16 protein-coding genes and 1 tRNA gene are annotated in these 20,204 nt (G+C 39.4%); 6 read left to right on the top strand and 11 right to left on the bottom strand.

Annotation, left to right across the window (positions count from 1 at the left end):
* Positions 1-55: 55 nt before the first annotated feature.
* The 5 genes from PVK62_RS09130 to PVK62_RS09110 form a co-directional block, all read right to left on the bottom strand.
* Positions 56-388 carry a DMT family transporter gene (locus tag PVK62_RS09130; RefSeq protein WP_443111769.1) on the bottom strand — a complete coding sequence of 111 codons (333 nt, stop codon included), beginning with the start codon at positions 386-388 and terminating at the stop codon, positions 56-58.
* A gap of 225 nt (positions 389-613) precedes the next feature.
* Positions 614-2,632: an exodeoxyribonuclease V subunit alpha gene (gene recD / locus PVK62_RS09125; RefSeq protein ID WP_274443994.1), complete on the bottom strand. Its 2,019-nt coding sequence runs from the start codon at positions 2,630-2,632 to the stop codon at positions 614-616.
* On the bottom strand, positions 2,625-6,251 hold the full coding sequence (gene recB / locus PVK62_RS09120) for an exodeoxyribonuclease V subunit beta (RefSeq protein ID WP_274443995.1): 3,627 nt from the start codon (positions 6,249-6,251) through the stop codon (positions 2,625-2,627). Before recB ends, recD begins: the two co-directional genes overlap by 8 nt.
* A gap of 299 nt (positions 6,252-6,550) precedes the next feature.
* A complete protein-coding gene (recC, locus tag PVK62_RS09115; protein ID WP_274443996.1) occupies positions 6,551-9,970 on the bottom strand; it encodes an exodeoxyribonuclease V subunit gamma in 3,420 nt (1,139 codons plus the stop codon).
* A gap of 80 nt (positions 9,971-10,050) precedes the next feature.
* Positions 10,051-11,040 carry a TDT family transporter gene (locus PVK62_RS09110; RefSeq protein WP_274443997.1) on the bottom strand — a complete coding sequence of 330 codons (990 nt, stop codon included), beginning with the start codon at positions 11,038-11,040 and terminating at the stop codon, positions 10,051-10,053.
* Positions 11,041-11,173: 133 nt separating this feature from the next.
* On the opposite strand from PVK62_RS09110, the gene PVK62_RS09105 reads away from it, so the two are divergent.
* From PVK62_RS09105 to PVK62_RS09090, 4 genes are all read left to right on the top strand, one after another.
* On the top strand, positions 11,174-12,052 hold the full coding sequence (locus PVK62_RS09105) for a LysR substrate-binding domain-containing protein (protein WP_274443998.1): 879 nt from the start codon (positions 11,174-11,176) through the stop codon (positions 12,050-12,052).
* A gap of 81 nt (positions 12,053-12,133) precedes the next feature.
* The gene (locus PVK62_RS09100) at positions 12,134-12,424 is read left to right on the top strand and encodes a YebG family protein (protein ID WP_045101344.1); all 291 of its coding nucleotides are present in this window, start codon (positions 12,134-12,136) and stop codon (positions 12,422-12,424) included.
* A gap of 216 nt (positions 12,425-12,640) precedes the next feature.
* Complete coding sequence (dapD, locus tag PVK62_RS09095; RefSeq protein ID WP_274443999.1) at positions 12,641-13,672, top strand: 2,3,4,5-tetrahydropyridine-2,6-dicarboxylate N-succinyltransferase; 1,032 nt, start codon at positions 12,641-12,643, stop codon at positions 13,670-13,672.
* Between the two features lie 111 nt (positions 13,673-13,783).
* A complete protein-coding gene (locus PVK62_RS09090; protein ID WP_005417846.1) occupies positions 13,784-13,972 on the top strand; it encodes a YqaE/Pmp3 family membrane protein in 189 nt (62 codons plus the stop codon).
* A gap of 25 nt (positions 13,973-13,997) precedes the next feature.
* On the opposite strand, the gene PVK62_RS09085 is transcribed toward PVK62_RS09090, so the two are convergent.
* Entirely contained in the window at positions 13,998-14,930 is a 933-nt protein-coding gene (locus PVK62_RS09085; RefSeq protein ID WP_274444000.1) for a LysR family transcriptional regulator, read from the bottom strand.
* A gap of 109 nt (positions 14,931-15,039) precedes the next feature.
* On the opposite strand from PVK62_RS09085, the gene chrA reads away from it, so the two are divergent.
* Positions 15,040-16,191: a chromate efflux transporter gene (gene chrA, locus PVK62_RS09080; RefSeq protein WP_274444001.1), complete on the top strand. Its 1,152-nt coding sequence runs from the start codon at positions 15,040-15,042 to the stop codon at positions 16,189-16,191.
* A gap of 35 nt (positions 16,192-16,226) precedes the next feature.
* Here the strand turns inward: chrA and PVK62_RS09075 are convergent, their stop codons facing one another.
* From PVK62_RS09075 to PVK62_RS09060, 4 genes are read right to left on the bottom strand one after another with little or no spacing between them, the layout of a single operon-like run.
* Positions 16,227-16,652, bottom strand: a complete 426-nt coding sequence (locus tag PVK62_RS09075; protein ID WP_274444002.1) for a type IV pilus modification PilV family protein — start codon at positions 16,650-16,652, stop codon at positions 16,227-16,229.
* Positions 16,642-17,907 carry a hypothetical protein gene (locus PVK62_RS09070; RefSeq protein WP_274444003.1) on the bottom strand — a complete coding sequence of 422 codons (1,266 nt, stop codon included), beginning with the start codon at positions 17,905-17,907 and terminating at the stop codon, positions 16,642-16,644. The genes PVK62_RS09075 and PVK62_RS09070 overlap by 11 nt, the downstream gene beginning before the upstream one ends.
* Complete coding sequence (locus PVK62_RS09065; RefSeq protein ID WP_274444004.1) at positions 17,907-18,500, bottom strand: PilW family protein; 594 nt, start codon at positions 18,498-18,500, stop codon at positions 17,907-17,909. Before PVK62_RS09065 ends, PVK62_RS09070 begins: the two co-directional genes overlap by 1 nt.
* Positions 18,481-18,981 (bottom strand): prepilin-type N-terminal cleavage/methylation domain-containing protein, encoded by a 501-nt coding sequence (locus PVK62_RS09060; RefSeq protein ID WP_274444005.1) that lies wholly within the window; start codon positions 18,979-18,981, stop codon positions 18,481-18,483. The genes PVK62_RS09065 and PVK62_RS09060 overlap by 20 nt, the downstream gene beginning before the upstream one ends.
* Positions 18,982-19,083: 102 nt before the next feature.
* On the opposite strand from PVK62_RS09060, the gene PVK62_RS09055 reads away from it, so the two are divergent.
* On the top strand, positions 19,084-19,557 hold the full coding sequence (locus PVK62_RS09055; protein WP_274444006.1) for a type IV pilin protein: 474 nt from the start codon (positions 19,084-19,086) through the stop codon (positions 19,555-19,557).
* A 475-nt stretch (positions 19,558-20,032) separates the two neighbouring features.
* On the opposite strand, the gene PVK62_RS09050 is transcribed toward PVK62_RS09055, so the two are convergent.
* Positions 20,033-20,109: transfer RNA gene (locus tag PVK62_RS09050), tRNA-Trp, on the bottom strand.
* Positions 20,110-20,204 lie beyond the last annotated feature (95 nt).

Genomic DNA, 20,204 nt, shown 5'->3' with positions numbered 1-20,204 from the left:
CCTATTTATTTGTTCTTACGGAATAACTTAAACTATCCAACGTTTAGATTAACGGCTAATGACCCGCCGTTTTCGATAATAAATTAACAACAAGAACACCAGACAAAATTAAGCTAATCCCAATGATCCCTGCGAGATCTAATTTCTGTCCGTAAGCAAAATATCCAATACCTGCGACTAAAACAATTCCAGCCCCACTCCATATGGCATATACAATTCCAACAGGCATGCTTTTGACTGTGATTGAAAGTAAAAAGAATGCAATAGCATAACCGACACCAACAATTAAGCTTGGCGTTAATTTGGTAAATTGTTCTGTTTTAGGAATGTAAGAGGTCGCTATCACTTCTGAAATAATAGCAATAATAAGCGCCATAGCTGGCGGCATTGAAACAAGTAATTTAAACATATAGCAGTAAAACTCTAGATCCAACCATTAATCATCTAATTAACATGGCTGGTAAAAATAGAATATCCGAGATTCCTTCCGAATTTTATTGGTGTAATTATATGCATTTAGTCACTATTTACTAGAGGCGCTGACGAAAATCATTGTTACGTATATGAAATAATACAGTGGTTGATATTTACATTATCAACCACTGTCATTCACTTAACTCATCAACGACGTTAAGCCACTATTCCTCTGAGTTTTAATCATTACCCCTCGTGCCACCACTTTTTCTGTTGCGAACAGATCGAGTTTTTTCTTCGCACGAGTTACTCCAGTATAAATTAACTCACGCGTTAAGATTGGACTAAACTCTGCGGGTAGCGCCAAGACGGTATGTTCAAATTCAGAGCCCTGAGATTTATGGATCGTCATAGCATAAACGGTTTCATGCTCAGGTAACTGGCTTGGTAACACACCACGAATCGAACCATCCGGCATATCAAAATAAACTCGTAAACGTTGATCAATAGGATCTGGCATCGCAATACCAATATCACCGTTATACAAACCAACGCCATAATCATTTTGTGTCACCATTACAGGACGACCTGAATACCAAATCTCGTCACCATGGGGAATTAAATCGGATTTTTTCAGCGCTTTTTCGATACGTTGATTTAAACCAACAACGCCGAAATCCCCTTCTCGCATCGCACATAATAATTGAATTTCACTAAATGCTTTAAGCACCGTTTCAGGGTTGTCACCCGCGTGGATATGCCCTAAATAACTACGGTAACCATTCACCATCATGGTGATCATTGCGTTATAGCTGTCATTACTTAAATCATGAAAACGAATGTCTGAGAACCCTTTAGCCCATACTGCTTCTACTTTAAATTTACTGCCTTCATTAATCGCTTTGGCAAGTTGTCCAATACCTGAACGCGCATCAAAACGGTAACTCTTTTGCAGCATGCATAAACTGTCTGCAACGGCGTTATTATGCGGCTGAGCAGGCAGATTAAAGCCAGTTAATTGAGATAATTGTTGGGCTTGATTCTGGCTGTAACCCATTTTGGTAAACTGACAAATATCACCTAACACAGCCCCCGCTTCAACCGAAGCAAGCTGATCTTTATCGCCTAATAAAATAACACGAGCATGCTCTGGTACCGCATCGAGTAGTCGTGCCATCATAGGCAAATCGACCATAGACGCTTCATCCACCACCAATACATCAAGATGTAATGGGTTGGATTTGTTATGACGAAAGTCCACTTGGTTTGGAATATAGCCAAGTAAGCGATGCAGGGTACTTGCATCCGTTGGGATAGCCTCTTTTACTTCTGGCGCTAAGCCGATAGATTGCACCGCCTGACCAATGGATTCTGTCAAACGTGCCGCCGCTTTACCGGTTGGCGCAACCAGTTTAATTGCTATGTTTTTATTGTCTTGCTGAGCTTGTGTCACTAGGGAGGCCAAAAGCTTGGTTACTGTGGTTGTTTTACCCGTTCCTGGACCACCCGAAATTACCGAAAATCGACGAGTTAACGCCACAGCTGCCGCGACTTTTTGCCAATTAACACAGTGGTTATTTGGAATTAATTGATCTAACGTTTCGAGTTCAGAGGATTTAGTCGCCGCTAACAGAACTGCATCAATTGCCTGCCAATTAAGATCATCTGATTGAACAATATCAAGCATATCGCACACCAATTGTTGGCGAGAAACTTGATTGTTATTCTCCAACTTTTTCAATGCTGAAAATAAAAAATGATACTGACGAGCAAACAACTTATCCAATGTATTCGATAACTGAGGATTTACCGCCACACTTTGCGCCGCTTTAGTAATACGGTTAGAGACACGTTGCTCAAACGCCCAGTAGCGTTGTAAATACAAGCGAGTACCATCAAAAGCTAAAGGGGTTGCTTCTGTACCATTTGATACTGTAGAGGCATTGGTTAATTCATAAATCCAGCGACTTTTTTCTGGAACTAATTCCAATAGCGCATCACGATACTTTGCAGGTAGAGTAAAAAGATCGCCCTGCTCTATCTGCTCAATATCAATACAGACGTGACCTTTTCCTAACTCATGACTTACTATCGCTGCTAGCAACATAATTAGATTTTGATTACTGTTTTTTTCTTGTTGAGAAATAAATTTGGCAAATTGAAGATCCAATGGGCGAAGTACACCATGAGCCATTAAGTGTTGTAATTGCTTAAGCATTGACTGTTTCTCCATCTACCAATTTCTCTAACTCTTCTAACAAAGCTTTGCTCGGTTTTGAATAAAATACCCCATTAGAATTTGCATCACGCCCTTCATGAGTCTCTTCAACACCACGTAAGAAAATATAATACGCACCACCAAAATGGGTATCGTAATCATAATCAGCAATGCGGCTTTTTAAAAATCGATGAAGTGCTAAGGCATATAATTGGTATTGGAAGTCATAACGATGATCTCGCATCGCCTCAACTAAGGCATCACCACCGTAACATTCTGGCGAGTCTCCTAGATGATTTGATTTCCAATCAAGAACGTAATATTTACCTTCATGCTCAAACACTAAATCGATAAAACCTTTTAGCATGCCGCTAACCGTAGAGAAACCAAGATCCCCTGCTCGTGCTGATACTTCATCATGTTTGGCGATGGTTTTATTAACCAAGCTTGAGTTCAATAACGTGATAGGAAGTAAAAACTCCATTTCAACCAAGCGTTGAGTTGGGCCTTTACTTGATAAACATAAATCTTGGCCATCCAACGGGTAATCTAACACTCGCTGCATCATGCTTTGAACGACCTCTAACCATTCAACATCGTAATTTTCTTTCTCTAACAACTTAATGATAATTTGTGTATTTTCTTCGCTGTTAATTGGCTGAGTAAATTCAACCTCTTCAAACAATGAGTGTAAAAACGTACCCGCTCTCGCACCACGAGGGAAAGTAAATATGGTGCGTTCAGGCTCTAAATCTAACTCTTTTTCGTCTTTATCTTCTGCTGAATCAATATCCAAATTAATGAGCTCTAACGAGGCATCATTGTGATGATTACCTTGTTTTACCAAACCTGAATAACTGGTCATCCACCAATTGCTTTTCACTGGCTCAATTAATTTATTAGCATGCAGCTCAATGTGATCATCTATCACTTCTTGGTATAACACGTCGGTTACCATTTGAGGTGATTGGATCACCATAGGCGAATTGCCTGCAATTAGCTTTTCAAGACACGCTTGTAGCTCGTCTACATTACATTCATCTGCTTGCTGGATTAGATAACCTAGCCCCGATAAATGCACACCTGTTGGTGATTTTTTAGAGATACCTTTGGTGATAGGTGCCATGCCGATATAACAAGCATAAACCGCACGAGTCAGGGCTACATAAATCAAACGTAAATCTTCAGCTAAACGCTCTTTTTCTGCTTTTTCGACAGAATCATCTTCTTTTAATAAATCCAATACCGAGTAACGGTTGGTTTCATCATAAAAGCTGACTTCACCTTTTTTATCTATCGCACGATAAGAACAAACAAACGGTAAAAATACTAAATCATATTCCAACCCTTTGGACTTATGGATAGTGACGATTTGCACCAGATTACGCTCTGATTCTAAGCGCACAGTCTGCTCTTCTGAATCCCCATTAGGCTCCGAGATAGACTCAGATAACCAACGCAATAAACCATAATCACTGTCTAAGGTTTGACTGGTTTGTTGCAGTAATTCACCAATATGCAGTAAATCAGTTAATTGACGCTCACCGCCATTTTCAGCTAATAAACGCTCAGAGATCCCTTGCTGGGTAATGATTTGATGCAACATCGGCATGATACCGCGCTGTAGCCAATGCTTACGGTAGGCGCGAAACTCATTAACCGCTTGCTCCCACTGCATTTCATCGATATTAAATTGATGCAGTTGATCGGCAGTATAAGCAAATAATGACGAGGCCAGCGCTGAACGAACCGCCCTTGCATCTGTCGGCGTCATGGCCGCTTGCAATAAACGCAATACATCTTTCGCTAATGGAGAAGAAAATACACTGTCGCGGTTAGATAAATAAACACTCGCAATACCTTGTTTTGATAAGGCTTCACGAACCAATTTACCTTCTTTACCAGTACGAACCAAAACCGCAATATCCCCCGCTTCGATGGCTTGTTTTTTCTCACCATTTTGTAAATACGCTGAGCCCTGTTGCGCTCCTGTCAAAATAGTTTGAATTTGTGCCGCGGTTGATTCTGCCATCACACGCTGATAGGTCGTTTTATTTACCGGATTGCCATCTTTACTCTCTTGCAACCAAAAGGTCATGGCTGGCTGAGTTTGGTTCTCTAACGCCCATGATTTTTGCTCGGCATTAATTGGATTGTATTTAACCGGATAAAACGGAATATCGTCATCGTACAAAAAAGGCTGTTTGCCATGTTCAAAAATACGGTTTACTGACGACACCATATCTGCGGTCGAGCGCCAGTTTGTATCCAAAGTATAATGATCAGCGACTTGGCGACGAGCTTGAATATAGGTAAAGATATCCGCACCACGGAAAGCATAAATCGCTTGTTTTGGATCGCCGATCATAAATAAACCACACTGTGGCTGATCTTGATAAAGCGTACTAAAAATCGAATATTGCAGCGGATCGGTATCTTGGAATTCATCGATCAAAGCGACTGGGTATTGCTCACGGATCTTTTCTAACAATAAGGCGTTTTCTTTATTTTCTGCGGCTTCTGATAACTGACTTAATAGATCATCAAACGATAACCAATTTTTTTGCTCTTTGGCTTGCTGTAAGGTTTTACGGCATTGATGGATCGCCAATGATAATAACGGCTGTTTGATCTCTAATGGCTGAGAAAGAAAATCATCAATGAGTGTAAATACAGCATGCTCTGGCGCTTCGCCTTTTTTGGTTTTTTCAATTAATAATTCTTGAGAAAACTTTTCTAGCTTATCGTGTACTTGCAATGAGGTTGTAGGGTTATTGGCCCACGATGACACTTGTTCTAACCAATTAGGTAAATTCTTTTTAGTGTAGCTGCGTTTATCTACACCTGAACCTGAAATTAGCGCTTCAAAATCGACACAATGCTCTGACCACTGTTTTTTTAATTCATCAATACGACTAATGCCTTGCTGACAAAATTCTTCTAATGAACTCTCTAGTGGCTCAACGGTTAAATGCTTTGGTACACCGGTAAGACTATTACCCATATCACCTAATAATGCCGATGGATTTGGCCAGCAATCATACACACTTTCAGCCACCATTTTTGGCAGATGATAAAAACTGCGACGCCAAAAATCGGCAGCCACTTGATGCATTAATTTGGCTTGGTCAGTAACAAATTCACTCTCAAACTGCGCACCCGATTCAAAGGCATTTTGGGTTAGCATACGCTGACAAAAACCATGAATGGTGAAAATTGAGGCTTCATCCATGCTGCGTTCTGCGTTCAATAATATGTGTGCTGCTGATTTATGGTCGCTAATAGAAGCCAGCAAAGGATCGATAACCGGATCACCACTCTTATAACCATTGTTATGCACAGCACGAGCAAAGGCTAAACGAGCATCATGTATTTTTGCTCGGATACGCTCTCTCAACTCTGCCGTTGCCGCTTCTGTAAAAGTTACTACCAATATTCTATCTACGGTTAACTCTTCACTATGACGGCTATTGTCCTCGCCATGTCCTAGCAATAAACGTAAATACAAACTGGCAATGGTAAAGGTTTTACCGGTACCGGCTGAAGCTTCAATTAAACGTGTTCCATGCAAAGGAAACGTCATTGCATTCAATTGATTTGGAGCTGCGATTGTCGTCATCGAACATCACCGTTTTAAACATCAATATCCTGTTTTTACAAGATATTTGTGTGATCCATATCGAAATTCATTAGGAACAACGATAATAAAATTAATAAAGCCATCAATGTGAGATCTTTCTCACGGTTCACTTTTTATGCTTTGTTACACTCAGCGCCACTTACAAAGAGCCCATTAAATGTGCATTTGTAATCAGGATTCGGTCAACCTCTGACCTGTGGCCGTACAGCGAACGCCCTACACTAACAATGATTTACTGGCGGCCACTCTACTCCTACCAATAACAACGCTTCTTTTGATTACAGCTTTTCTTTCTCACTATGTAATAACGCATCGTGCAATACTTTTTGAGCATTCTCAAAAATAGTCTGACCAAACTCATCATTCCATTCTGGCCACATACGCATTACATAATCATTGCTATTTTCGCCCGCATAACGAGTGCCATTGTATTCATCTGCCATTTTTTTCAGTGCTTTTTGATGTGTTTCTTCATCATCATTCCACACACCTTTTTTATCAAAATGCGCTTCAAGTCCTGCTAATGCCGCTTTAGGTAAATAAGGTAATGGTGCACAGTTACCCGAAATATAAAGACTTAAAATGGTTTCTAAATGCTGGTACGCTTTTTCTTTCTCAATCGCTTCAAAATGATAAATCGCATCGGTACCAAATAGGTGGGTAAATTGCGGCTGGCCCATGGCACATAAACAAAGATGATAGATCCAAGTAGCTAAAATTTCATGCGAGCGAATTTTACCACCACGATAACGCAACATTCCTGCCTGATAACGCTGCTTTAACCAACCTTGTAATTCCATCTCACCATGAGGAAAAGTAAAGTGTAAACGCACTTCTTGATCGTCTAATGGTGAGCTCGTTAATGGTTGAATATGAGCAACCAAATCTTTAACGGTGTTCACTTCTTTATCTGCCGCTATCTCACCAAAACTACCAATCGGTAATTTACCTTGAGCTTTTTGCTGCTGATAAAAATCACGAGAGATTTGAGATACTTGGTTAGGATCATCATAGGCCAATAAGTCCTCCAGTAGATCCGATTTCATACCATAGCCAGTACGACCATCGATAGTAAATGGCTCATCATCTTCAACTCGACTCTCTACTGTTTCAAAAAAGACTTTCAATCCACGGTTAAAGAAATACGCAACAGGTAGACGCCAAAAACGTTGTAGCTCTGTGAGATCTAATTCTTTTGTTTCTGGTGCATACACTAATGGCGCAGTCTGAAACTCAGGTGCCGCTGCCCCTTCTAATTTTGCGGTGGGTAACCACTCACTGGCATAACTGGTGTTATCACCAATAAAACTTTGTTGGCTATACGGGACTAATGGGTGAACAATGGTTAATTGTTTAACTAAACGCTCTGCTGATTCTTCAGGGTTTAATGATTCATCGCCCTTTAGGCTGTAACCTTGTTGGCAATATTCAAGTAACTCACTGACCAACACTGACGGTGCTTTTTCTGTGTTATCGCGAATTGAGCGTCCAATATAACTTAAATAAAAGGCTTTATTTGCCGATTGCAGCGCTTCTAAAAACAGATATCTATCATCATCTCGACGTGAACGGTCGCCTGGTTTCATGCGCTTTTGCATTAAATCAAAACCTTCAACAGGCATGGTTCTAGGGTAAGAACCATCCGTCATCCCAAGCAGACATACCACATCAAATGGAATAGAACGCATTGGCATTAAGGTACAGAAATTAACTTGTCCGGCTAAGAATCGTTGACTCGCTTTACCGCCAGATAAATTATTTTTTAGGTAATTATTAATAATTGGTGCAGAGATTGGTGCATCAAAACCAGCATCTTCTAGGTTCTCTTCTAGCTTTTGCAGTTGATCTCGAATGCTTTTAACCACCAACTCTCCTTCTAACTCTACGTTTAAAAAGTCATCCATTAATTGGTTAATAATGGTTCGCCATGCACTAATGGTTTGCGCTTGGCCTAGGGTGATCTGATAAGTCAAAAGCTGATCAATAAAGTGCGCCAAGTTACCAGCGATTTCGGCATTCATGCCTTGCACTTGCTCATAACTTGCCATACCTTCAAATAAGCCAATCTCTTGCTCCATGGCATAACCCAATAACATTCTCTGGATACCAAATAACCATGAATTTTGGTTGTGCTCTGGAAGATCAAAATGTGCTGAAGTACTGTTATCTAATCCCCAACGAATACCGGTCTCTTCTGCCCAGCGTTTAACTATCTCAAATTGCTCGGTCGTGAATTTAAAGCGCGACATTACGGCAGGAACTTCAAGCAAACTCAATAATTCCGAAAGGCCACAGCGATTCTCAGGCAACGCCATTAAGCTCATAAAAGCCAATAACACTGGGTTTTCTTGCTCAGCACTTTGGTCTGAAATGGCAAAAGGAATATAACGATCAAAAGCCGCATTTCCAAATACCGCTTGAATCGCTGCACTGTAGACATTGATGTCTGCCACCATCACGATAATATCGCGTGGTTTTAGTTTTGGATCGTTAGCAAACATATCTAAGAGTTGGTCATGCAATACCTCAACTTCACGCATTGGGCTATGACATGAATGCAAAAGAATCGAACGATCATCAGAACTGATTGGCTGTTTATGCTGACTGTTATCAAGCACATCATCACGACTATGCTCTTCAAGATTTAAAATATCCGATTGGATAGAGTGCAGGAGGTTATCCTTATCTACATCAACAAAAGCATCTATTTCTTGTGCTTCCATTTCTGATAACAAACAAAGATTATCTCGACCTAATTTACCCCATGATGCGAGCAGTGAATTACCCACTTCTGAAGTATGTAATTCATCCTCAAAATTTGCATCAAGCGATCCTTTTAATTGTTCTGAATCACCAATTTTCTCACTGTGATCCTCTAGCCATTTTACTTGCAGGCGATTACGCGCTTCTAGGCGGGCGAGATACTTTCTGTCTCGAATTTCACCCCAGTAATAACGGCAAGGATTGGTAAACATTAAATGCACATCAATATGTTGCCCTAGCGCCGCAAGTGCATCTAAATAACGTGGAGGCAATGAAGTAATGCCCACCACAAATAAACGCTTAGGCATCCCTTTTGGCAAGGTGCCCGTTTGTAGGTAGTTATCTAAGGTTTCAATAAAGTGCTCAAACATATTGGCACGATGATAAGGGGAGTGACCCAGTGCTAGCGTTTGATCATACAAGGCTTGCCATAAAATAGGCTGCCAAGGGTGCTCGCCTTCTAGCTCAGCGATTTCTTCACCCGCTTCCCACTTTTGGATCCACTCTGGGCGAAATACTAAATATTGGTCAAAGATATCCGCAATTTTTGCCGCTAATTGGTAGCACTTAAGTTGGTTTTCATCATTTTCTAAATAGCGCTGTAGAGGTGCAAATTCATCTTGTGTTAATAACTCAGGTAATAATGTCACTATCTTCCATGTCATTGCTTCTTTATGAAAAGCACTGCGCTTTGGCACATCATCAAGAACCTGAGTAAACAAGTCCCAAATAAAAGTAGCAGGAAGAGGAAAAGTAAGATTGGCGGCAATGCCTAGCTCTTTTGCGAGTTCTATTTTAAGCCATTGTGACATGCCCGGACTTTGAACGAGGATTTGCTCATGCTCAAATGGGTTATCTAGAGGGTTAAGACGAATTAATTCAACGACAAGTGATTTAAGAACATCAAGTTGATTTGAATGATAAACAGTAAACACACCCAGCTCGCTTATAAAGAAATGAAAGTCTCTATAGCTTAACGTAACTGGATGTGTTTTAAGAGAAAAAGATTACTAATTTAATGTGCGGGTTTAGGGTTTGCTAAACGATTAGTCATACGTGTTATTGGACGATAATGTGCTAGATAATGCGCTGCAACATAACTCACCACGCAAGTAGCAACCACTAACTCAACTGCCGCTAGTGTTCTTACTTGGTAGACATAATTAGCAGCAACCCCTTGAGATAACATCCAGTTCGCCGTTTTAAATAATGCCGTTGCACCTATCACCATTGGGAAGGTAAATGCTGCATAACCAGGGCTAAATGGAAGTCTCATGAGTTTAAAGAAAGCCATATAAATCACGCTTGTCATTAATACTGCAATACCAAATAGAAGTGCAATTATCACAGGTGATGGAGAAGCCGTCACCGTTAAATAACCTGCCAATGATAAGCTTGCTGGTGCCGCCATAATTGCGATGGTTGGTTTTGCAGCGTCAGGTACTTCATGACAAAAAATCAAACGATACATCATAACGGGTAGCATGATTGCGTAGATAACTAAACCAAACATAAGAATCCAATGTGCGACAGGGGCTAATGCTGGATTGCCAGAAAAAGACACATCAGCAACCACTAGACCTACAGGTGGAACAAACCAGCTAGGGACCATATGATGCAATTCAAAATCTTTTGCTCTGTGGTAAATAAAAGAGACCAAGAAAATAATATGAAGTGCGATGGCGGCAAGCCATAACGCATCACCTGCTACTGGATAAAAATGACCAATCGAACTTGATACCACCATTGTGCCCATAGCAAAGGTTGGAGCGACACTACCGACAACAGGATGAGCAAGTTCGCCCCATAATACCGTTGGGTGCAATAAAAATTTAATCGCTAATACCAGTAATAAAACAGAAGCAATAGCTGCTGAAATCCATTGAGCATAACCATTGAGCGGCAATGCGTTTTCCCAGCACCAACCTAAACTTGCAATCCCAAGAGCTAACCCTGCCATTGGCGTTGGAGCACCTACTACTTTTTGTTTTGTGTAATTAAGCATGACATTGTTCTCTTTACTATTTAACGATGACGCTATTTTACTTCTTACTCATCATTAATAAAATTTGAATAAACTTAAAGTTACGTTAATATAAACTAAACGACTTAAGATTGATTTATTAGGACTTCTTGTCATGAGAATTTCACTAAAACAGCTCAATGTATTTACTGCCATTGCTCAAGAAAAAACAATGACTAAAGCTGCTGAGCGACTTTTCATTACAAAGCCTGCGGTAAGCCTTTCGCTTTCTGAGCTTGAAAAAAACCTTGGCTACAAGGTCTTTGATCGGGTAAATAATCGATTGGTATTAAATAGTGAAGGACGCCAACTTCTTCCTTTAGCGGACGAATTACTAGAACGAGCAGAGGCTATCGAGCACCAATTTACGGCAGATAGTCAGCTAACCGGTTCATTAAATATTGGTGCTAGCGATACTATTGGTAATCATATCGCCCCCGTTTTACTGAGTGAGTTTCAACAACTGCACCCTTGCGATATTCAACAACTGTTTATTTCAAATACAGCACAAATTATTAATCGACTGCTAGAATTTCAACTTGATATCGGTTTGGTTGAGGGTAAAGCGCATCATCCAAAATTAAATATGATTGAATGGCAATGTGACGATATGTACATAGTGTGCGCCCCTTCTCACCCTTTAGCAACTAAGAGCCTGGTGACTCTGGATGATTTAGAACATTCAACTTGGTTACTGCGAGAAGAAGGTTCGGGTAGCCGTGAATATTTTATTAATCATATCGCCGCTAATTTAAATGATTGGCATGAATCATTACAACTTCATACCACTGAAGCTATAATTAATTGTTGTGCTGAAAATATGGGATTGGCATGTATTTCTCAACTCGCTGCACAAAATGCCATTAATGATGGGCGCCTAGTTAACATTTCTTATGAAAAACGATTAACTCGTCAATACTGGTTACTATTGCATAAAGAAAAATATCAGACTCCACTACTAAAGCGGTTTCTCTCTTATTGCAAAGATAGTTAGCTCCAATTTTACCACGACAAAGTGGACATAAATGCTCAGTTACTGTATAAAACACCAGTTAATTTTAAAGGAGAGACGACCATGGCTGTTATCGTCAAATATGTAGTTGAGCGCAACGGAGAAGAGAAGATGACTTTTACCTCTAAAACTGAAGCCGATGCTTATGACAAAATGCTGGATGTTGCAGATGAACTTTTTACTCTGCTAAATGAAAGCAATTTAATTGAAGATGAAGAGAAGCAAGAAGAGTTGTCTCTTTACCTAGCAAAACATAAAGAAGATGTATTAGTTGCTCTTGGTGCTAAACGTAAACCAGCACCAAAAAAAGCAAAGATTGAAGCGGTAAAAGACGAAGAATCTGACGCGGCTTAATTATAAAAAATACATATTAAAATAAAATAGCAGCCTAATGAGCTGCTATTTTATTTTCTGCTCCCTAACTATAGTTCCCCTTTTCTTACACTTTTTCTCCCTGCATCGTAAATATTTCTTACTTTCGCCCTTCTATATCACAGCAACTCTCTTTATGATGTGAAGTAAGATTTATTTTTAAATACTCATAATTATATGGAAATGGAGAATCATTACATGGCTCATTTTGCTCTTGCCTTTGGTACTGCAACAAAAAACCGCGACAATAAAATCATTGAAGCATTTTTCCCACATCCAGTATTAAACCCTTCTGAAGCGCTAGTTAATTCTATTGCTCAAGCAAGTGGTTATGCTGAAGGCAATCAAGCTATCGAAGTTTCTTCTGAAGTTTGTACTGAACTTGCTAATGCATTTGCAGCAAACGGGGATATTGCTAATGCTGCGTTTGCAGAAAAAGCAGTTCAATCTAAACAACCTCTTGTTCTTGTTGTTCTAGCGACTGATGAGCAACCTCAATCTGTTGCTGAAGGTTTCTTAAAGCTTCAACTTATCTCTAACCGTTTAGTTAAGCCACATGGCACTGTATTAGATGGTATTTTTGGTCTTCTGCATAACATTGCTTGGACTAATCAAGGTCCAATCGATCTACCTGAACTTGCTGATCGTCAAATCGAAGCTCGTCTAGCTGGCGAAACTCTGACTGTCGATTGTGTTGATAAATTCCCTAAAATGGTGGATTACGTGGTTCCTACTGGTATTCGTATTGCTGATACTTCACGTGTACGCCTAGGTGCTCATGTCGGTGAAGGCACTACTGTTATGCACGAAGGTTTCATCAACTTTAACGCAGGTACTACTGGCGTGAGCATGGTTGAAGGTCGTATTTCTGCGGGTGTTGTTGTTGGTAATGGCTCTGATATCGGCGGTGGTGCTTCTATCATGGGAACACTTTCTGGTGGCGGTAAGATGGTTATCTCGATTGGTGAGAATTGTCTGCTTGGTGCAAATGCTGGCCTTGGTTTCCCAATGGGTGATCGTTGTACGATTGAATCAGGCCTATATGTTACTGCTGGCACAAAAGTAAGCATGCTAGATAATCAAGGCAAAGAAGTTGAAATTGCGAAAGCTCGTGATCTTGCTGGTAAAACAGACCTTCTATTCCGTCGCAACTCTATCACTGGTCAAATCGAATGTTTAACGAATAAATCTGCGGTTGAACTAAATAGCGAATTGCACAGCAATAACTAATTTTTAGTCTAATGGCCTGAGTATATTCATGCTCTATTCATAAAGACTAAGGTAACCTTATGGTCAGTAACTTACTTGTTACTGGCCATTTTTATTAATATAGGAAAAAAAATGAGACTACTACTTGCTTTATTACTGCCTTGGTTACAATTTTTCACGATAGGTCGTCCATTTAGCGGCATCATTTGTCTTATCTTACAAATAACCTTAATCGGCTGGATACCTGCCGCTATTTGGTCGGTTTATGCGCTAAGCCAATATAAAACCGATGAAAAAATTAAAGACGCTTTTGGGCGATAACCATTAAATCCCAAACGCACAGAATTTAAGTCCTATAAGTAATCACGCTTTTTTCAATGGTTTGAATAAGTAATTCTTTGAGCCATTGATAGCGTTTATTCTCTTTATTTCTGGTTTGCCAAATCAATTGAATATCAAACTCACCGATATTAATTGGAGGCTCTGAATGCACTAATTTTTCTGAGAAAAGATCTAATTGAGCCATCAACTCAGGCACCACACAAATTAAATCTCTTTTTTTCATTAAATGTCTTATGGTTAAAAAATGTTTAGATGCCACGCTAACAGCACGATTCACACCTAACGCTTTTAACTCTTTATCTACCCCTGTTTTTAATGCGCCATCAGGACTTACTAACGCGTGAGGTAAAGATATATAATCTCCAAGTGTTATCGGCGTGTTAAAGTGATGTCGCTGACCATCCCACATACATACATGTTTTTCTGTATATAATGTTTGATATTGAAATTCTTTTTGCTCAGGTCTCATGCTACCAATCACTAAATCAAGTGGCTCAGAATCAAATCTATCTTGATAATTGGCTTTATCTACTGTGGTAAAACAGAGCTGTGAATTTGGCGCTAATTGATGAATTGCATCAAAAATATCAGCGGCAAAAAGAAGTTCTGCGTAATCTGTCATCCCGATTTTAAAGGTGCCGGAAAACTCACTCGCTTCAAACGTATCCACCTTTAAAATATCACCAGAGATTGTCTGTAATACCAGTGTGATCATTGGATAGAGCTGATTAGCTTTAGCGGTTGGGATCATTTTATGCCCTTGTCGTTCAAACAAAGGATCATTTAATAATTCACGTAAACGAGCAAGACTATGACTCATCGCTGACTGACCTACAAATAATTTATTCGCCGCTAATGAAACGCTTTTGGTTTCCATTAATGCACTAAACACGACCAATAAATTAAGATCTACCGCTTTCCAATTAATTTCATTCATAGTTAGTAGTAATTTAATCGATTTGAATAATTTGATAGTAACTCGTAATCTTTATCCCATCAAAATGGAATGTCCGAATTTGGATAATACATCAAAAGTTGAGTAGATTATGTTTGAGATATTTAAGCGATTTTTTTTATTAGGTTGGGTTAGCTTCGGTGGACCTGCCGCTCATATCGGTTACTTCCGCAATGAATTTGTACAAAAACGAGGCTGGATAAGTGAGGAAGAGTACGCTCAACTGATCGCCTTAAGTCAGTTCTTACCGGGTCCAGGTTCAAGCCAAGTCGGCTTTGCTTTGGGTTATCACAGAAAGGGGCTCTTTGGTGCTCTACTCGCATCAATTGGTTTCACATTACCTTCAATTCTTATCATGGTGTTATTAGCAAATATAAGCCATTCATTCTTTGGTAATGACATATTTGAAAGCATCATTCATGGATTAAAATTATTAGCCGTTGTTGTCGTTGCCGATGCAATCATGGGAATGTATAAGAGTTTTTGTAAGGACAAAATTACCGTACTTTTAGGTATTATGACGGCGAGCTTGTTATTAATTTTTCCTTCAATAAGCACTCAATTAATGGCCTTATTAATTGCCGCTATCGTTGGTCGAATTTATCTAAAATCAGATCAAATAACAGAAATTAAAAAGGAATCAAAAGGTATTAATTGGATACCGCTCGCTATCTTTGCTCTTTGTTTCTTTGCTTTGCCTGCTATTGTTAATCACTCACCTTTGCTTGTACTTTTTTCAGATTTTTTTCAAGCAGGTAGCTTAGTGTTTGGTGGTGGTCACGTAGTTCTTCCATTACTGCAAAATATTGTTGGTGATCAAATTAGCACTGATAGCTTTTTAACTGGCTATGCTGCTGCACAGGCGGTTCCAGGTCCAATGTTTACCTTTGCTACTTTCTTAGGTTACGAACTATGGAGCGAGCAACCTGTTCTTGGTGCTTTAATTGCAACAGTAGCTATTTTCTTACCGGGTTTTTTATTAGTACTTGGCGTATTTAGTCATTGGCAGGTTCTTGCTCAAAAACCAACATTAGCAGGGGCAATTACGGGAATTAATGCTGCTGTCGTAGGTTTGCTAATCGCTGCATTGTACGACCCTGTATTTACAAGTGCTGTAAGCTCAGGGCTAGATATGGCATTAGTCATTATTGGTTTTGCATTATTAAAAGTAGTTAAACTACCGATTGTAGGTTTGGTAAGTTTCTTCATTGCCGCTGGAGCCATGTTACCTTTCGTTGGATGATTTATAATAAATTAGGTTCAAGCAATCGTTTGAACCTAATTAAATTCACTGTACCTTGATATCATTGTTTGTAAAACCACCTCTTGAGTTTCACCCCACCGATTCTCCCACTGCGATTTTACTTGTATCTCTTTTAAATTAACGACCATCGTCCCTGAAATAATTGTTGGCAGACTATCAATAACAGACCAAGTGACATGATAGCCATTAATTAATTCTGCTGATTCTTGTGTGGTAATCGATCTAAATGAAATCGTCCTGCCTTCACCATCTATTGATCGGGTTCTAAAATACTCTAGCTTTGATTCTGCAGCATATAATGCACCAATACTGGCTGCGGCGTATTCTGACTTTTTATCAATAAATACCTGTAGCTTAATTAAGCCAATGACACCGACAGTAAGCAAAACAAACGAAATAAGAACGTCTAATAAACTAAAACCTTGTTGTTTAAAAGTCATGCCACGATCCCTCTTTCCAGCGAGGTTGAACTAGTTCAGAAATAAGGTTTTGGATGATATCGCTATTGTATTTAAAACTAGCACTAGTATAAAAAATGGCTGACTGATCTTGCGTATCAAAAAATTGTCCGCCATTTAATGTAAAGGAACCATGTTGATAAAAAGAAGCGTTAGATAAAAAAGATGATGGAAAAATAGAGTTTATAACTCCCCCGTGTGGGTATAAGTAATTATAAGCATCCGTCCCAATCCAATTTGAACCATCTTTAGGTACTTTATAATCATAGTTAAAATGGAAGATAACCCCTTTCATCTTTTTTGCAATAACACCACTTGGAGCCCCCATAACAGAAAACGAACCATCATGAATCATAATAAAACTGCCATCCGTATGCTTATTCATCGCCTCACTAAAATCTTGGTATTCCACTGAGGTGATCTCACAACTTCCTTCAACCCAAATAAATTTATTATTGGCATTTAGTTTATTTATTAATTGCGTGCCACAATTGGATAGGCGTTTTCCTGCCGGTGTTCCAGTTCCATATAGCACAGTAAACTTACCATTATCTCTTATCGTATTATGCTTACTAGGGTCTATCCCAAAGATATCTTTAAATGGCGAAATCGACACATCTTTTTGGAAATCTGATTTAAGCCCTAGACTTCCCATTGAGGTATTTGTTTTATAGTCAGTGTTACAATCTTTACCTTGGTGATTAAAGTCTCTACTAGATGTAATACTTGTTTTCACTCCTTGGTTTACAACACTGCCATTGGCACCAATCAAATTTTTATATCTCACTGCGATACACTCCCAACCATCGTTACCTAAACGGACAGGATCTGGAACATCTATTGAAATGCTGCTATGAAAATACAAATTAGACGATGATTTAATGACACCATCACCACCTGTTCCTCCTATGATAAAGGCCTTTTTTACTCTCTGAGCATTCTTCACTGATTCAATTTGATAATTAGTCTCTTTAACGATAGTTAGTGAACTTAAAGATAGCGCTTTGCACTCTTCAATATCTCCATGAGGAAGCGCCCCTAATACCATTACTTTTGCATATACACATTCAATCCCTCCTTCTGCCGCCCAATACCCCTTTCTCGCTTCAATTTCATTTTGAGCTCGTTTTATTTGATAAAAAATATGCTGATAACTGGCTAACGAAAGTATTAAAGAAGCCATTAAAATACCACTAGATACAAGTAAGGTTATTGCACCTTGTTGTTTAGTTATCATTACCAATTCCTCTGCGTAAGCTTAATTTGAGAGGAGTGTTGATGAGAGGTATTTTTAAGCTTTACTGTCGCAGAAATAGATAAGTAAGCAGAACTTACTGAATGATTAAGGGAGGTTTGAACAAGTGTAAAATCCGTCATCGTCATGATATTTGTATCTAACAAAGAATAAAAACGAGTACAAAAATGAATATCGGGTATCGATGGCAAGTTAGATTTCGTACATATTTTTAATGTGTCAGACGCATACTTTATGCTAATACCTCGCCATTGCTCAGGTAACTCAGACGTTTTATAAACGTAACTTAATTGCTCACCTGAAACGTGTATGACGTTACTTGCTCCAGAAAGTATCGCTGAATAGTGACTACTTCCATTAAAGCCTGCTCGATGACTCTCTTCTTTTATCAAGCGCAATGCATCATTAAGCTCTTGAATTAGTAGAAGGTTCTGACTTCTATCTGCATATAGCTTTTGTCCTTTTAAATAGATACTCCCAATAAGTGTTAACACTATGATCCCTATAGTAGAAGCGACAAGCAATTCAATCAAAGAAATGCCACATTGTTTTTGTCTAACACTTCTTATAACCATAGTGTTCCTCCCCTTCAGCACATATTCTGATCCGCCCCGTAATATGGTGAATTAATAGTTTCACTTTTTTATTTCTATCTTTATAAAGCAAAAAACTGGCTGGCATATGAGGAGTGGCTCTAACAGGGTTCAATACAAGCGCTGACATATTTGAGGAAAGTAATAACTGAGGGTAATTTGTTGAATGTAAATAAATAATAGCGGATATTTGAGCTTCAGAAATGGTTGTTAATACACTACCTTCAGGATTAAGAGAGAGTATCCAATCATTCGATTCCTTTATGTAAAAAATCTTAAGGGCTTTATTTTGCAATACTGATTCTGACTTTGCTTGAATTAAAAAACCTTCTAGATCACCTAATAGCCGTTTTATTTTTTGCTGTTCAAGAAGAGAAGAAAAACTCGGCACCGCTGACATCAACAAAGTGGCAAGTACAATAATAGTGATAAGTAATTCAAGTAGAGTAAAGCCGCGAGGCATTTCGCAATTTCCTTTGCAATTTTCCGATTTGGAATTTTCATCTTGCTAGGAAGAGTAGCACTGTTTAAAACTAGTGATATTACCTTTCAATGAGTTATCGGAATGATTCGAATTTTCAGTCTGTCAAAAGCTCTCAAGTTTCATAATGGCGTGACATTGGTCGAATTACTTATCGTTGTTGCCATAATGTCTATCTTAGCAAGCGTTGCTTATCCTAATTACATGGTACACGTATTAAAAAGTCATCGGATGGAAGCGGTGTCGGCATTAATCAAGACCCAACTTCATATTGAAAGTTTATATTCAACAAGAGCAGAAACTGCGGCAAAAGATCGCTATAAAGCTCTACTAGAATTAGTGATCAATAAAGAAATAGGCTCTTGTTTAATCGATAGTGTGTGTGGCATTGATAATAAAAGATACCACTTATCTTATGATCTCTTAGGATCAGGAAGTAACACCTACATTCTATCAGCCACTCCACAAAGTGCTTTAGGACAAAATAAAGATTCTTGTGGGATATTGAGCCTCAATGCAGCAGGTGTTGGCTCAGGAGAAGATACACACTGTTGGTAAATAGGATGTATCTGTTCTTATGGCGGGGGAATCCGCGACTCTTTTCTCAAACTCCAAATAGCAAAAAGTCCCATATCTTTCGATATGAGCCTTCTAAATATGGCAGGGGTGGAGAGATTCGAACTCCTAGCACGCGCGTTCTTATGGTGGGGGAATCCGCGACTCTTTTCTCAAACTCCAAACAGCAAAAAGGCTCATATCTTTCGATATGAGCCTTCTTTAATATGGCAGGGGTGGAGAGATTCGAACTCCTAGCACGCGCGTTCTTATGGTGGGGGAACCCGCGACTCTTTTCTCAAACTCCAAACAGCAAAAAGGCTCATATCTTTCGATATGAGCCTTCTTTAATATGGCAGGGGTGGAGAGATTCGAACTCCTAGCACGCGCGTTCTTATGGTGGGGGAATCCGCGACTCTTTTCTCAAACTCCAAATAGCAAAAAGGCTCATATCTTTCGATATGAGCCTTCTTTAATATGGCAGGGGTGGAGAGATTCGAACTCCCAACACGCGGATTTGGAATCCGCTGCTCTGCCAGTTGGAGCTACACCCCTGTAGTTCTTTTAAAGACTTAACTCTGTCTATAAATAAGTGGCGGAGTGGACGGGACTCGAACCCGCGACCCCCGGCGTGACAGGCCGGTATTCTA

The organism is Aliivibrio sp. S3MY1 (assembly GCF_028765575.1).
Classification (GTDB): Bacteria; Pseudomonadota; Gammaproteobacteria; order Enterobacterales; family Vibrionaceae; genus Aliivibrio.
Note: the sequence above shows the minus strand (reverse complement) of the source record. Positions and strands in the feature narration are given on the sequence as shown.